The following is a 15,865-nucleotide window of genomic DNA, read 5'->3' as shown; positions in this document are numbered from 1 at the left end:
GTATTTTATTGTTTTGTGAATTTTTTGAAATTTTCTATGTGTATATCTTCTTAGTTGTTTTGAAGAGCAGTCTCTGTGCTGAGCTTTATGCTCTATTTTGTTAAACTAAGTATTGCCCTAGAGTATTTAATCTATCTGACATTATCATTCTTTTCAAGCTTTATATGACATATTCTTTTTTTATAGATTATTAAAATTAATTAAAATATGAAATAATTAATATTTTTTACTTTTTCTTATCCACTTTTACTAGCTTTTTTCTTATTTTTTTTCGTTCAATAGTAGTTTTTTTAGCTACTGAATATCCAAAACTTCCAATAGATATTTTTGGTACAGAAAAATATTCTCCATGAGAGTATGTAATTAAATTTGCCCATTCAAAGTGTATTTTTCCATTTTCATCTATTAATTTTTTATCTATATGGGAACATAGGACCTCGGCTATAAATAAATCATGCGTTCCTAGTGGAATAATAGATTTAACTTTACACTCGATATTAATGGGGCATTCTTCTATATACGGACTCTTAACTTTTTTTCCAGCTTTCATAGTAAAATTCATTTCTGCTATTTTATCTATTTTTCGTCCAGAACGAACACCACAAAAATCAGTTTCTCTAGTTAGTTTTTTGGTAGGAAGATTAATAGTAAATTCCATACTTTCTTTAATATATTCGTACGATAGTCTTTCTGGTCTTATAGAGATAGACAATAATGGTGGTTTTGTACATATGGTACCAATCCAGGCTACTGTAAAAACATTAGTTTTCCCTTCATTATTTCTACTAGTTACCATTACTACTGGAACAGGATTTAAAACAATACTTCCTTTAAAAATATTTTTAGTCATTTAATATCTCCTTTAATATAAACTTTATCTAAGATTATAACATTTTTTTGTAATTCTTACAATAATAATAACCTCTAGTATTGCTTAAATCTTGAACATGTGGTATACTTACTGTATAAGGACAGGAAAAGGTGAGACTTATGAATAATTATGTTATTTTAAAAGGGAAAAAGGATAGATTGTCCATTCACCTAAATGATGAAGTAGATTTTTTAGCCCTTAGAGATAGCCTTGTAAGTAAGATAAGAGAGGCTAGAAGTTTTATAGGGAAAGGACAGATGGCTATTGAGTTTACCAATAGAAAATTGAGTGAGCTTGAAGAAAATGTATTGATAGATTTAATAAAATCTAATAGTGATTTAAACATAACCTATGTATTTTCTGGAAATAGTGGAGAGGTTGAAAAAATAAAGTTTGTAAAGGCTATTACTGAAGAAGGACTTACAAAATTTTATAGAGGAACTCTGCGTTCTGGGGCAAAATTAGAGTATGATGGAAATATTGTAGTTGTTGGGGATGTTAATCCAGGTGCTATGATTAGAGCAAAGGGGAATGTAATTGTATTGGGATTTTTAAATGGGACTGTTTATGCTGGACAAGATGGAGATAGAGATGCTTTCGTAGGTGCTACTCATATGAATCCACTTCAGTTAGTTATAGGACATATAATAGCTGAACCTATGCAAAAAAAAATTTTAGATACTAATAAGGTGGATAGAAAGAGTGGTTTTAAGATAGCTTTTATATTTGGCAAGGAGATAAGGATAGAAGATTTTAGTACTCGTCTAGCAACTGATTATTAAAATGGGAGTGAATAGATATGGCAAAAGTGATAGTGATAACCTCTGGGAAAGGTGGAGTAGGTAAAACCACTACTACTTCTAATATAGGAGTAGGATTGGCATTAAAAGGAAAAAAAGTTCTTTTGATAGATACTGATATTGGACTTAGAAATCTTGATGTTGTTATGGGATTAGAGAATAGAATAGTTTATGACTTAGTAGATGTTATAGAAGAAAAATGTAGAATAGCTCAAGCACTTATAAAGGATAAAAGGTGTTCAAATCTTTGTCTTTTACCAGCTGCTCAAATTAGAGATAAAAATGATGTAAATCCAGAGCAAATGAAAAAACTTATAGAAAAATTAAGAAAAGATTTTGATTATATATTAATAGATTGCCCTGCAGGAATAGAACAAGGATTTAAAAATGCTATTGCTGCTGCTGATGAAGCAATAGTTGTAACTACACCAGAGATTTCTGCTACAAGAGATGCAGATAGAATTATTGGATTACTTGAAGCAAATGATATAAAGAATCCTAAGTTAATAATTAATCGTATCAAAATGGATATGGTAAAAGCTGGAAATATGTTAAGTGTAGATGATATGTTGGATATATTAGCTATTGATTTAATAGGAGTTGTTCCGGATGATGAAAATATTGTAATTTCTACTAACAAAGGAGAGCCACTTGTTTATAAAGGGGACTCGTTAGCTGCTCAAGTATATAGAAATATAGTTGAAAGAATAGATGGAAAAGAGATTCCATTTTTAGATTTAGATGTAAAATTGGGGTTTTTTGATAAATTGAAACTAGTATTCAGTAAGTAGGTGAATAAATGGGTATATTTAATTTTTTTAATAAAGAAGATAAAAAATCTAAAAATGTAGCAAAAGATAGATTGAAACTTGTTTTGATTCATGATAGAGCGATGTTATCCTCAGGAATGTTAGAACAAATGAAAGATGATATCATTGCTGTTATTTCAAAATATGTTGAAATTGATAAAGAGAGTTTAAATATAGATATTGCTGAAAATCCAGATAAAATAAGAAGAACTACTTTAGTAGCTAATATTCCATTAAAACCAAAAAAATAAGAAAAATAGGCTTTATCCTATAAAGAGAAGAGAAAAATTTTATGATGTTAATAGTTTATTTTCTATTACAATAAAGTTTTTCTCTTTTATATTTTAAATAAAAAATAACTACTCAAATATTTTTAATTAAGAAGAGAAGCTAAAAAATATTAAAAGTTTATTAAGTCTTAAAATAAGTCTTCAGTTTATTGCATTATCTTTGATTTTTTAAAATTATTATACTTGAGTAGTTACAAATAAAATTTTAACAAATTAGGTACTAGATCTTATTATTTATTCTCTGACTTGTCCATTACCAGTTATTACATATTTAGTAGTAGTAAGTTCTTTTAGTCCCATAGGCCCTCTAGCATGAAGTTTTTGTGTACTGATACCTATCTCAGCACCAAAACCAAATTGGCCACCATCTGTAAATCTAGTAGAAGCATTTACATAGACAGCAGCAGCATCTACTTCATTTAAAAATCTTTGAGCATTAGAATAAGTTTCAGTAATTATACACTCAGAGTGTCCTGTTCCATATTTAGCAATATGTTTTATAACCTCATCTAAATCTTCTACAACTTTAATAGCTACAATATAATCTTCATATTCAGTAGCCCAGTCTTCTTCAGTAGCAGGGATAGAGTTTGGTATATACTTTCTAGTAATTTCATCTCCTCTTATCTCTACATTTCTCTTGATAAGTTCCTCTCCAAGTTGAGGTAAAATATCTTTAGCACAATTTTTATGAATAAGAAGAGTTTCTACTGCGTTACAAACTCCAGGTCTTTGAGTTTTAGCGTTGATGATAATATTGATAGCCTTAGGTATATCTCCACTCTTATCTACAAATATATGACAGTTTCCTATTCCTGTTTGAATACAAGGGATAGTAGAATTTTCTATAACTGTATTGATAAGTCTAGCACTTCCTCTAGGAATTAATACATCTATATATTGATGAGCTTTCATTAGTTTATTAGCAGTATCATGGCTAGTATCCTCTAAAATTTGTACAGCATTTTCATTGATGCCACATTCTTTTAAAACCTCTTTAAAAACTTTTACAATAGCTATGTTAGTATTTATAGCTTCTTTTCCACCTCTTAAGATAACAGCATTTCCACTTTTTAAGCAAAGTCCAAAAGCATCAGCCGTAACATTAGGACGAGATTCAAATATGATAGCTACTACTCCTAATGGAACTCTTTTTTGTTGAATAACTAATCCATTAGGTAGAGTCTTACCATATGTAAACTCTCCAACTGGATCATTTAATGAGGCAATTTGCTTAAGTCCATCTGCCATATCCTCTATTCTTTTCTTAGTTAGAGTAAGTCTATCAATAAAAGCTTTTTTTACACCATAATTGGTGGCATTTTCTACATCTTTTTTATTGATTTCTAAAATATTATTACAGTCATCTAAAAGTGCTTGAGCAGATTTTATAAGTATTTCATTTTTTACCTTTGTAGATAGTTGAGCTATTTGTATTTCTGCTTCCTTAGCAGCAGTACCAAGTTTTTCTATATAATCCATAATTTCCTCCTATTTTCCATTTCCAAAGATAGTTCCAATATCTTTACCGTTGATAAGTTCTTCAATAAACGAAGGGTTAGAGCCGTCTAATATAGCCATTATTACTCCACCATTATAACATTCTTTAGCAGCAAGAAGCTTAGTTTCCATTCCACCTACACTAAACTCGCTTCCTTTTTCTCCACCCATAGCAAGAATCTCATCAGTTACTTTTTCTACATAAGGGATTCTTTTAGCTTTAGGGTGAGTTTTAGGATTAGCATCATATAAAGCATCTATATCTGTTAGAATTATTAATAAATCAGCTTTTAAAAGTGAAGCAACATTTGCTGATAATCTATCATTATCACTAAATTCTATTTCAAAAGTAGATATAGTATCATTAGCATTGATAATAGGAATAACTCCAAAAGTAAGAAGCGTTTCCAAAGTGTTATTGGTATTGGTCTTTCTTTCACCTTCTTTGAAGTCATCTTTAGTGAGAAGAACTTGAGCAACTCTTTGATTGTATTCTCCCATAAAATTTTTATAAATATGCATGAGTTCAGCTTGTCCTACTGCAGCAGCAGCTTGTTTTTCTCTGGTAATAGTTGGTCTTTTTTCAAAGTTTAAACTTTTTGAACCAACACCTATAGCTCCAGAAGTTACTAATATAACTTCTCTACCTTGATTTCTTAAATCAGCTAATATCCAAGCTAATTTATTCATTAAATTAAAATTTAAGTTTCCGTTTGAATATGAAAGAGTAGAAGTTCCTACTTTTATAACAATTCTTTTTGAAACTTTTATTTTTTCTCTAATTTTTTTATCCATTATTAATCACCTTAAAATTATTTATATTATACATTATACAAGTAAAATTATTTTTTTTATATCTTTTTTTGAAAAATAAATTTTTTTGTAAATATTATTATAATTATTAGAATTAAAAAGAATTAAATTGTTTTGAATTATATTTGAATTAATAAATTGAAAATAGTTCAAAATGTGATATAATATATGATGTTAAAAATTAAAATAAGAATGATTAATGCAGAAGATGGAGGTGGGCTTTTTGAAAAGAGCTAATTATCTTATGATGACCCCAGGGCCAACTATGGTTAGGGAAAATGTATTACATGCAAGAGGAGACTATTATGGAAATTCAGATTTTGATCTTAAATTTTTTGAGTTCTACGAACAACTTTGCAAAAAAATAGGGAAGATTTTTGGTGCAAAGAAAGCACAGACAATAGTAATGGCTGGAGAAGGTATGTTAGGATTAGATAGTGCCTGTGTATCTTTAACTGAGAAAGGAGATAAAGTATTAGTAATTTCTAATGGAGTATATGGGGCTGGATTTAAGGATTTAATAGAATGTTATGGTGGAGAAGTAACTTTATTTGAAAGTGATCCAGAAAATAAAATAGATACAGATAAGCTTCGAGTATTTTTAGAACAAAATAAAGATGTTGGATATAAATATGCAACTATTGTGCATTGTGACACTCCATCTGGAGTTTTAAATGATATTAAAGATATATGTAAGACTCTTAAATCTATGGGAATAATGACAGTAGTAGATAGTGTTTCATCTGTAGGAGGAGTAAAATTAGAAGTTGATGAATGGGGAATTGATATTGCACTAGGAGCTTCACAAAAAGTTTTATCTGCAGCTACTGGGCTTACAGTGATGACAATAAGTGAAGATGCTTGGAAAGTAATAGAAACTAGGAAAACTCCTATTCCTTCTTTTTATTGTAATCTTTCTTTGTGGAAGAATTGTGTAGAAGAAAAATTATTTCCTTATACAATGCCAATGACAGCAATAGTAGCTCTAGGAGTTGCTGTTGATAATATGTTTGAAGAAGGGTTAGATAAAGTTATTGAAAGACACTATAAGGCTGCAGAATATACTAGAGCAAAACTTACAGATTTAGGCTTAAAATTATATTTAAAAGGAGGTTTTTCTCCTACTGTAACAGCTTTTTATTTACCGAAAGGTTATGAGCTAGAAGAGGTTTACTCTCATATGTTAAAACATCATGAAGTGATGTTAGGAAAATCTTATGGTTATTTGGCTGATAAAGTTTTAAGGATAGGGCATATGGGAGAAAATGCACGTTATTTTAGGCTTGACTACACAATAAGAGCATTAGAAAAAACTTTATTAGAATTAAAAAAATAATTTTTTGTTTTAAAATAAATAGGAATGTTTTGACTTAGTAAAAAAAAATAAGAAAAAACTTTTTTATTTTTTTAAACTTGAATTTTCCTAAATAAGATAATATAATAGGATGTCATATTTTTAAAAAATATTGAAAAATTATTAAAAAATTAATATTTTTTTAAAGAAAGTTTTATAATTATATTTACTTTGGGAGGTAAAATGTATCTGGATATAATTTTTAAGGTTCTTGGAGGCTTGGGAATCTTTCTATATGGAATGGATAATATGTCTTCCGGAATGCAAAAATTAGCAGGAAAGAGATTAAAGAGATTTTTAGCTATTTTAACTACTAATAGGATAGTAGCTATATTGATGGGTATGTTTGTAACAATGCTAGTACAATCATCATCTGTTAGTACAGTAATGACAATAGGATTTGTTAATGCCTCATTACTTACACTAAAACAAGCATTAGGAGTAATATTTGGAGCAAATATTGGAACTACTATTACAGGATGGATTTTAGCACTCAATATAGGGAAGTATGGACTTCCTATTCTTGGAATAGCAGTTATAGCACATATGTTTTTAAAAGGAGATAAGGCTAAAACAAGAGCTCTAACTGTAATGGGACTTGGAATGATTTTTTTTGGATTAGAGCTTATGAGTGATGGATTAAAACCAGTCAGGAATATGCCAGAGTTTGTAAGTTTATTTCAAATGTTTTCAGCAGACTCATATTTAGGAGTGTTAAAAGCAGCAGCAGTAGGTGCATTAGTTACAGCAATTGTACAATCGTCATCAGCTACATTAGGAATAACTATCACACTTGCTGTGCAAGGATTAATTAATTATGAAACAGCTGTGGCATTAGTTTTAGGAGAAAATGTTGGAACTACTATTACAGCAATACTTGCTACATTAAAAGCAAATGTAAATGCTAAAAGAGCAGCTTATGCTCATACGATTATAAATACATTTGGTGTAATTTGGGTAACTGCAGTATTTCCTTATTATTTAAAGTTTTTATCTCTTTTTGGTGATCACGATACAAATATAACAGTTGCAATAGCTACAGCTCATACTGTATTTAATGTAACAAATGTTATTTTATTTACTCCTTTTATAGGATATTTAGCAGATTTCTTATGTAAAATTGTAAAAGATGATGGAAGAGTAAATGAAAGAATTACTAAAATTGATGAACTTATGTTAAAAACTTCTGGAATTGTTGTTGAACAAACAAAAGTCGAAGTTGGAAATATGGGAAAAATGATTCAATTAATGTTTGATGAAGTAAAAAATGTATACAGAAATTCTAAAGTTTTAACTGATGAAAAAGTTAAAGAATTAAGAAAGATTGAAGATGATTTAGATTTATATCAAAAAGAAATAACAGATGCTAATTTTGTAATTTTAAATAATAAAGATATTAATGATAGCTTAAGAAGAGATATTAGAAATAATCTTATTGTATCAGATGAGTATGAAACAGTAAGTGATTATTTAATGAGAATTACTAATAGTTTAAAAAAATTACAAGATAATATAATCTTTTTGACTGAACAAGAAATGAAAGTGGTTTTAGGTTTACATGAAAAGACCAATGAGTTTTTTAAAAATATTGATAGAGCTTATCAAGAGAAAAATCCTATATTAATAAAAGAATGTGTATTAAATGCAAAAGAGGTTACTTCTTTATATAAAAATGCAAAGAAAAATTATATGGATTTTGGAATAAAAGCATCTGCAACTACTATGTCAACTACTAATTTTATGGATATAATAAATTTTTATAGAAGAGTAGGGGATCACTTAACGAATATAATTGAGGGATATACAGAAAAATAATTTAAGAGGATGTTAAAGACTATTTATATAGGAATTTAGCATCCTTAAATTTTTTATAATTAATTGATTCTAGCTTTCTTTTTTATTTTACTTGAAAATAAAATTAGAAAAATGAAGAGGTTATAGTAAGATATTTTTATATAAATTGCTTTAGGAGGAGAGTTTTTTGAAAAAAGAGGCTATTAGATATTTAAAATTATTTCTTGGTTTGTTTATTTGTGCACTAGGTTGTATAATAATTTTAAAATCAAATTTAGGACTAGCACCTTGGGATGTGTTACATCAAGGTATATCTAAAATAACTGGAATAACTATAGGTCAGGCTAGCATTAATCTAGGTGTAATAATAGTTTTAATAGATATATTTTTAGGTCAACCAATAGGAATAGGAACAATTTTAAACTTTATATTTATAGGTTTCTTTATGGACTTAATAATATTTATGGATTTTATCCCTATGTTTGAAAGTTGGTTTTTTAAAGTTTTAGAGTTATTAATAGGTATATTTTTATATAGTTATGGAACTTATTTGTATATGATACAAGGAATGGGATGTGGGCCAAGAGATGGATTTATGCAAATATTAACAAAAAAATTTAATAAACCTATAAGTATTGTAAAAAATGGAATAGAAATAATCGCTTTTTTAATAGGTTGGTTAATGGGTGGGAAATTAGGGATAGGAACTATTATAACTGCTCTTATTATGGGGATATTTTTGCAATGGATATTTAAATTTTATGGTATGGACATAAAAAAACTTCATCATAGAAACTTGAAGGAAGAATTTTTAAATTTGAATAGAGTAATGAGAGGTTTTGAAGATTAGGGGGAAAGGTTATGCATAAAAAAATAATGATACAAGGGACTGGGTCATCAGTAGGAAAAAGTGTTATTGTGACTGGTTTATGTAGAATTTTTGTTCAAGATGGTTATAGAGTTTCTCCTTTTAAATCTCAGAATATGGCTCTTAATTCTTTTGTTGATATAGATGGATTGGAGATGGGAAGAGCTCAAGTAGTACAAGCAGAAGCATGTAAAGAAATACCGAGAGCATTTATGAATCCTATACTTTTAAAACCAAATTCAGATAATAATTCACAAATAGTAGTAGAAGGAAAAGTACTCTCTAATATGAGAGCAAAAGATTATTTTGCTAATTCAAATTATTGGAAAGAGATAGCTCTTAGAAATTATAATAAAATAGAAAGAAATTTTGATATTGGTGTTTTAGAAGGAGGAGGAAGTCCTGCAGAAATAAATTTGAGAGAATATGATTATGTTAATATGGGAATGGCAGAATTAGTAGATGCTCCAGTAATTTTGATAGGAAATATAGAGATGGGAGGAGTATTTGCTTCATTATATGGAACTATTGCCCTTTTAGATGAAAGTGATAGAAAAAGAATAAAAGGTTTAATTATTAATAAATTTAGGGGAGACAGTCAAGTATTAAAACCTGGAATAGATATGTTTATGAATAAACTCAAAATTCAAGGATTAGACATAAAATTTTTAGGAGTGATTCCATATGAAAAATTAGAAATTGAAGAAGAAGATAGTTTAGTTGAAAATATAAATAAATATAAAAAAGAAGATGGAAATATAAAAATAAGTGTTATTAGGCTTGATAAAATGTCCAATTTTACAGATTTTTATTCTTTAAATCGCTATCCAGATGTAAGCTTAAAATATGTATATTCATATGAAGAGTTAGGTGAAGAGGATATAATTATTTTGCCTGGAACTAAAAATACTATATCAGATTTAGAGAAATTGAAAATTAATAAAATCTATGATAAAATAAAAAAAATGTATGAAGATGGAGTTATATTAGTAGGTATCTGCGGTGGATTTCAAATGTTAGGGAGAGAAATAGAAGATTTATATGGAATAGAAGGCAAAAAAAAATGTATAAAAGGTTTTAATATTTTAAATATAAAGACAACACTTGAGAAAGTAAAAATAACAGAACAAACAGAAAAGATTTTAATTAACGATTTGGAAGAGAGCATAATTAGAGGATGTGAAAATTTAAAAATTCGAGGATATGAAATTCATCAAGGAATATCTAAAGGAGAAGAAAAAAATCTCATATTAGGTGGAGGTTTAACAATGGTAGCTAGAGAAAATATTTTAGGTACTTATATTCATGGAATATTTGATAATGAAAAATTTACAAGGAAATTTTTGAATAATGTGAGGCTTAAAAAGGGATTAAAGCCATTAAAAGGTAACTTTACATTTTCAAAGCTCAAAGAAAGAGAATATGATAAGCTAGCTAAGCTTTTAAGAGAACATTTAGATATAGGTGAGATTTATAAGATAATGAAATGATATAAAGATTTAAAAAACCAATATGTATCTTTAGAAAGAGCAAGTAATTAAGAATTAAAACTATTTAAAATAAATAAAATTTAATATTAATTGTACTTGCTTTTCATTTTGTGTTTATAAAAATCTTTTGATAACAAAAAATAACATGAGGATGAGTATAGCTGGAAGTAAATTTATAGTTTTTATATTTTTTATTTTTAATATTTCTAATCCTGTAGCAGTAATAAGAAAACCTCCAACTATAGAAAGTTCTACTATAAAATCATCGGTAAAAAAATCCATACAGATATATTTTGTAAGAAAGTATATACTTCCTTGCCAAGTAAAAAGAATAAAGGCAGCTATTGTTATACCAATACCATAAGTAGATGAAAAAATTATTGAAGTTATAAAATCAAGAGAAGCATTTGTAAATAGGAAAGTATAGTCATCTTTTAAAGCGGCCATCACAGAACCTACTATTGAAAGTGAGCCTATACAAAAAAGTAGTGTCGCTGAGACTATTCCTTCAGCTAGAGCATTTCTAGTATATTTTTTTATAAGATTTTGAAGTTTAGAATCTAGATTAAATTTAGTTCCAATTATAGAACCAAATACTAAACTCACAATGAATAAAATAGGATATTGACTTTTTGTCATATTTGATGTGATGGAATTAAGACCAATTCCACAGGCAGCTAATCCACAGCTATTGAGCATAGCTAACTCATATTTTTTAGAAATTCCTTTTTTTAATATTCCTCCTAATAAACTTCCAATAATAATTGCACAAGTATTTACAATGGTTCCTAACATAGTAAATTCTTCCCCCCCCCCATTTTTTTATAAATTTAAAATATATGTTAAAAATTATACTATATAACTATTGAATTTTCTAGTAAATATTTACTATTTTTTTGTTATAAAAAAATTAAAATATTCTCAAAAGCTATTTTTTATGGTATAAGATATATATTAATATTATTTAAATTTTTTGAGCTTAGAAGGGAAAATAAATGAAAATTTCAATATTAGGTAGTGGAAGTGCAGGAAATTCTACGTATATAGAGAGTGATAAAGCAAGAATATTAATAGATGCAGGATTTAGTTGTAAAAAAATAGAAGAAAGATTATATTCAATTCGTAAAACAATATTAGATATAGATGCTATTTTGATAACACATGAACATATAGATCATATACAAGGAGCAGGAATAATTTCTAGAAAATACAATATACCTATATATATTACTCCGGAGAGTTTTAAAGCTGGTGAAAGTAAATTGGGAAAAATTGACCCAGAGAATTTGAAATTTATTGATAAAAATAAATTTGTTATAAATGACAGTTTACTTATAAAACCTTTTGATGTAATGCATGATGCTAAAAGAACAGTAGGTTATAGAATAGAGACTCAAAATAGTAAGGTAGCAGTAATTTCAACAGATATAGGTTATATAAATAATGTAGTAAGAGAAAACTTTAAAGAGGCTAATATTATGATAATAGAAAGTAACTATGATTATAATATGCTTATGAAATGTAATTATCCTTGGGATTTAAAAGCTAGAGTTAAAAGTAGAAATGGGCATCTTTCGAATAATGAGGCAGCAAAATTTATAAAGGATATGTATGATGGAAATTTAAGAAAAGTTTATTTAGCTCATATAAGTAAAGATAGCAATAGTCAGGCCATTGTTAAAAGTACTATAGCTCAAGAGTTAAAAGAGAATAAAATAAAATTAGAGTATGAATTAGCAAATCAAGATACAGTGACAGAGTTATTTGAGTTTTAAGAGGTGAATATATGGAAGAGATAGATAACTTATGGGAGGAAATAAAATTTGAAGTGGGGAGCCTTGGAAAAACTTATGGATCTATAGAAAATAAAAAAATTTTAATAGGAAGTGGAAATAGAGAAGCTAATATTCTTTTTATAGGGGATGATTCTGAGCTTTATCAAAATGAGGATTTAAAAGTATCTCCAGCTTCAAGTGGGGAGTTTTTAATAAAGCTTTGTGATATAGAGGGAATAGCTCCAGAGGATTATTATATAACAACTTTGTCTAAAAGTGATTGTAAATTTTCAGAGTTTATAGAAGAAGAGAGAGAGAAATTAAAAGAATTATTAAAACTACAAATTGCTTTGATGAAACCTAAGATAATAGTTGCTCTTGGTTCAGAGGTTGCTGAAAATTTATTGCTAAGAGATATAAAATTAGGAGAAGAGAGAGGAAAAGTGATAGATTGGATAGGGGGAATAAAACTTCTTATTACTTATGATGTTAATTTTGTAAAGAAATCAAGAAATGAGAATGGCAAAAAATCTAGAGCTGCTTTGGAATTTTGGAATGATTTGAAAATTTTAAGACAAGAATTGGATAAAGTAAATGGATAAGAACGAGTTAAGAAGTATGATGAAGAAAATGAGAGACTGTTTGGAAGAAAATATATGGCTTGAAGAAAGTATGGAGCTTTGTAATAAAATTTTAGGATTAGAAGAGTATAAAAAAGCTAGAAAAATTTTATCATTTATGAACTTTGGAAGTGAGATAAAAATAGAAATTTTAAATAAAGAAATTTTAAAAGCTGGAAAGGAATTATATTTACCTAGAATAGAAAAAAATGGAGAATTATCAGTGATTAGATATGGTGAAAACTTTTCTATAGGGAAGTTTGGGATAAAAGAACCAATTGGCAAGAAGTATTTCGGAGAATTGGATATGATAATTACTCCAGGGCTTGTTTTTGATAGATTTGGAAATAGAATAGGTTATGGAAAGGGATATTATGATAGACTCTTTTTGAATTATCCTGATACTTTTAAACTTGCTCCTATTTTTAATTTTCAATTATTAGAAAATATTCAAGTTGAAGAACACGATATAGCTTTAGATATGATAATTACAAAAAATGAGATTTTGAGAATTAAGAAGTATTGAAAAAACTTGGTTAATATGATAAAATTTTATAGAGAAAAAAATAGGAGGTTTATTGTGGCAGGACATAGTAAATGGGCGAATATTCAACATAGAAAGGGAGCTCAAGATAAAAAAAGAGCTAAATTATTTACTAAATTTGGAAGAGAGTTGACAATTGCAGCTAAAGAGGGTGGAGGAGATCCAAATTTTAACCCAAGATTAAGACTTGCAATAGAGAAGGCAAAAGCTGGAAACATGCCTAAAGATATATTAGAAAGAGCAATTAAAAAAGGAACTGGTGAACTGGAAGGAGTAGACTTTATAGAGATGAGATATGAAGGCTATGGACCAGTAGGAACAGCTTTTATAGTTGATGTTGTTACTGATAATAAAAATAGATCAGCTTCTGAATTGAGAATGACTTTCACAAGAAAAGGTGGAAATTTAGGAACTGATGGTGCTGTTGCTTGGATGTTTAAAAAACAAGGAGTTATCACAGTAAAATCAGAAGGAATAGATGCTGATGAGTTTATGATGGCAGCATTAGAAGCTGGAGCAGAAGATGTTTCTGAAGAAAATGGAGTATTTGAAGTAACCACTGATTATACAGAGTTCCAAGATGTATTAGAAAATATAAAAGCGGCGGGATATAACTATGAAGAAGCTGAAATAGTTATGAATCCAGAAAATAAAGTTGAGATTACAGACTTAGATACAGCTAAAAAAGTAATGGCTCTTTATGAAGCTTTAGATGATTTAGATGATGTCCAAGAGGTTTATGCAAATTTTGATATAGCTGATGACATTTTAGCTCAGTTAGATTAATAAAGTATTTATAGAGAAGAGTTATCTTATATGAGAAGTCTTCTCTTTTTTGTTATTAAAATTAATTATAAAAAATATTATTTTAATATTAAACTAGATTAAATTGGTCAAAAATAATTCTGTTTAGAGTTAAAAAATGCAAATAAAATATCTTGAAAAAACTATATAAAAGTGGTATAGTATTTTTACGAAAGTAAGTTTAGGGAGGTATATTGTGAGTAAAATAATAGTAGTAGGTGCAAATCATGCAGGAACAGCAGCTATAAATACAATGTTGGGAAATTATTCTGATAATGAAGTAGTTGTATTTGATAGAAATTCAAATATTAGTTTTTTAGGATGTGGAATGGCACTTTGGATAGGAAGACAAATTTCTGGAGCAAGTGGATTATTTTATGCTACAAAGGAAGGACTAGAAGAAAAAAAAGCTAAAATTCATATGGAAACAGAAGTAACTAATATAGATTTTGAAAAAAAAATAGTTTATGCAATCGGAAAGAATGGAGAAAAATATGAAGAGGCATATGATAAGTTAATACTTTCAACAGGATCATTACCAATTGATTTAAATATTCCAGGAAAAGATTTAGAGAATGTACAATTTGTAAAATTATATCAACATGCTGAAGATGTAATAAAAAAATTGGAAGATAGAGATTTTAAAAACATAGTAGTTGTAGGAGCTGGATATATTGGAGTGGAGCTTGCTGAGGCTTTTCAAAGAATAGGAAAAAATGTAGAGTTGATTGATTTAGCCGATAGTTGTTTATCGGGATATTATGATAAAGAATTCAGAGATCTAATGAATAAGAACTTAGCTGAAAATGGAATTAATTTAAATTATGGAGAGAAAGTTCTTGAAATAAAAGGAAATGGAAAAGTTGAAGAAGTAATAACAGATAAAAAATCTTACAAAGCTGATATGGTAATATTAGCAGTTGGATTTGTACCAAATACTAAATTAGGAAAAGATAGATTAGAGTTATTTAAAAATGCGTATAAAGTAGACTTAACACAAAAAACAAGTTTAGATGATGTCTATGCAATAGGAGATTGTGCTACTGTATATGATAATTCAATTCAGGGAACAAATTATATAGCATTAGCAACTAATGCTGTACGTTCTGGAGTGGTAGCAGCTCATAATGTTTGTGGAACAAAATTAGAAAGTATAGGGGTTCAAGGATCTAATGGAATTTCTATTTATGGATTAAATATGGTTTCAACTGGACTTACATTAGAAAAAGCTAAAAAAATGGGATATAATGCTGTTGCAACTTGTTATGAAGATTTACAAAAACCTGCCTTTATTGAGCATAATAATGATAAAGTAATGATTAGCATAGTTTATGATATGGATACAAGAAGAATATTAGGAGCTCAGTTAGCTTCTAGACAGGATATTTCCATGGGAATTCATATGTTCTCACTAGCTATTCAAGAAGGAGTAACTATTGATAAATTAAAATTATTAGATATTTTCTTCTTACCTCATTTCAACCAACCATATAACTATATAACAATGGCAGCTTTAAATGCTAAATAGATATA

The 15,865-nt window shown here is 28.0% G+C and carries 16 protein-coding genes; 12 read left to right on the top strand and 4 right to left on the bottom strand.

Annotated features, from left to right (window positions below; translation table 11 throughout):
- Window positions 1-226 precede the first annotated feature (226 nt).
- The gene (locus DYA59_RS06130) at window positions 227-850 is read right to left on the bottom strand and encodes a flavin reductase family protein (protein ID WP_115270407.1); all 624 of its coding nucleotides are present in this window, start codon (window positions 848-850) and stop codon (window positions 227-229) included.
- A 140-nt stretch (window positions 851-990) separates the two neighbouring features.
- Between DYA59_RS06130 and DYA59_RS06125 the strand changes: the two genes are divergently transcribed.
- From DYA59_RS06125 to minE, 3 genes are read left to right on the top strand one after another with little or no spacing between them, the layout of a single operon-like run.
- Window positions 991-1,653, top strand: coding sequence for a septum site-determining protein MinC (locus tag DYA59_RS06125; RefSeq protein ID WP_115270405.1), 663 nt, complete (start codon window positions 991-993; stop codon window positions 1,651-1,653).
- Between the two features lie 17 nt (window positions 1,654-1,670).
- Entirely contained in the window at window positions 1,671-2,462 is a 792-nt protein-coding gene (minD, locus tag DYA59_RS06120) for a septum site-determining protein MinD (protein ID WP_115270403.1), read from the top strand.
- Between the two features lie 8 nt (window positions 2,463-2,470).
- Entirely contained in the window at window positions 2,471-2,731 is a 261-nt protein-coding gene (gene minE, locus DYA59_RS06115; RefSeq protein WP_115270401.1) for a cell division topological specificity factor MinE, read from the top strand.
- 273 nt (window positions 2,732-3,004) lie between these two features.
- Here minE and DYA59_RS06110 read toward each other — a convergent pair whose 3' ends face one another.
- Both DYA59_RS06110 and proB read right to left on the bottom strand, forming a co-directional pair.
- Complete coding sequence (locus tag DYA59_RS06110; RefSeq protein ID WP_115270398.1) at window positions 3,005-4,252, bottom strand: glutamate-5-semialdehyde dehydrogenase; 1,248 nt, start codon at window positions 4,250-4,252, stop codon at window positions 3,005-3,007.
- A 9-nt stretch (window positions 4,253-4,261) separates the two neighbouring features.
- Window positions 4,262-5,065, bottom strand: a complete 804-nt coding sequence (proB, locus tag DYA59_RS06105) for a glutamate 5-kinase (RefSeq protein ID WP_115270396.1) — start codon at window positions 5,063-5,065, stop codon at window positions 4,262-4,264.
- A gap of 241 nt (window positions 5,066-5,306) precedes the next feature.
- Here proB and DYA59_RS06100 point away from each other — a divergent pair, with 241 nt between their 5' ends.
- From DYA59_RS06100 to DYA59_RS06085, 4 genes are all read left to right on the top strand, one after another.
- Window positions 5,307-6,419 (top strand): pyridoxal-phosphate-dependent aminotransferase family protein, encoded by a 1,113-nt coding sequence (locus DYA59_RS06100; protein ID WP_115270394.1) that lies wholly within the window; start codon window positions 5,307-5,309, stop codon window positions 6,417-6,419.
- Between the two features lie 201 nt (window positions 6,420-6,620).
- Window positions 6,621-8,252, top strand: coding sequence for a Na/Pi cotransporter family protein (locus DYA59_RS06095; RefSeq protein ID WP_115270392.1), 1,632 nt, complete (start codon window positions 6,621-6,623; stop codon window positions 8,250-8,252).
- Between the two features lie 166 nt (window positions 8,253-8,418).
- The gene (locus DYA59_RS06090) at window positions 8,419-9,081 is read left to right on the top strand and encodes a YczE/YyaS/YitT family protein (RefSeq protein WP_115270390.1); all 663 of its coding nucleotides are present in this window, start codon (window positions 8,419-8,421) and stop codon (window positions 9,079-9,081) included.
- Window positions 9,082-9,092: 11 nt separating this feature from the next.
- Entirely contained in the window at window positions 9,093-10,589 is a 1,497-nt protein-coding gene (locus DYA59_RS06085; protein WP_115270388.1) for a cobyric acid synthase, read from the top strand.
- A 114-nt stretch (window positions 10,590-10,703) separates the two neighbouring features.
- Here DYA59_RS06085 and DYA59_RS06080 read toward each other — a convergent pair whose 3' ends face one another.
- Entirely contained in the window at window positions 10,704-11,384 is a 681-nt protein-coding gene (locus DYA59_RS06080) for a DUF554 domain-containing protein (RefSeq protein WP_115270386.1), read from the bottom strand.
- Window positions 11,385-11,584: 200 nt separating this feature from the next.
- Here DYA59_RS06080 and DYA59_RS06075 point away from each other — a divergent pair, with 200 nt between their 5' ends.
- The 5 genes from DYA59_RS06075 (at window position 11,585) to nox (ending at window position 15,860) form a co-directional block, all read left to right on the top strand.
- Window positions 11,585-12,364: an MBL fold metallo-hydrolase gene (locus DYA59_RS06075; protein ID WP_115270384.1), complete on the top strand. Its 780-nt coding sequence runs from the start codon at window positions 11,585-11,587 to the stop codon at window positions 12,362-12,364.
- 11 nt (window positions 12,365-12,375) lie between these two features.
- Complete coding sequence (locus DYA59_RS06070) at window positions 12,376-12,966, top strand: uracil-DNA glycosylase family protein (protein WP_115270382.1); 591 nt, start codon at window positions 12,376-12,378, stop codon at window positions 12,964-12,966.
- Window positions 12,959-13,510, top strand: a complete 552-nt coding sequence (locus DYA59_RS06065; protein ID WP_115270380.1) for a 5-formyltetrahydrofolate cyclo-ligase — start codon at window positions 12,959-12,961, stop codon at window positions 13,508-13,510. Before DYA59_RS06070 ends, DYA59_RS06065 begins: the two co-directional genes overlap by 8 nt.
- 54 nt (window positions 13,511-13,564) lie before the next feature.
- Entirely contained in the window at window positions 13,565-14,314 is a 750-nt protein-coding gene (locus DYA59_RS06060; protein ID WP_115270378.1) for a YebC/PmpR family DNA-binding transcriptional regulator, read from the top strand.
- 214 nt (window positions 14,315-14,528) lie between these two features.
- Window positions 14,529-15,860: a H2O-forming NADH oxidase gene (gene nox / locus DYA59_RS06055; protein WP_115270376.1), complete on the top strand. Its 1,332-nt coding sequence runs from the start codon at window positions 14,529-14,531 to the stop codon at window positions 15,858-15,860.
- Window positions 15,861-15,865 lie beyond the last annotated feature (5 nt).

The sequence above is a fragment of the Fusobacterium necrogenes genome (assembly GCF_900450765.1).
Taxonomy (GTDB): Bacteria; Fusobacteriota; Fusobacteriia; order Fusobacteriales; family Fusobacteriaceae; genus Fusobacterium_A; species Fusobacterium_A necrogenes.
The sequence above is the reverse complement of the archived record's forward strand: the minus strand, read 5'-3'. Positions and strand labels throughout refer to the sequence as shown.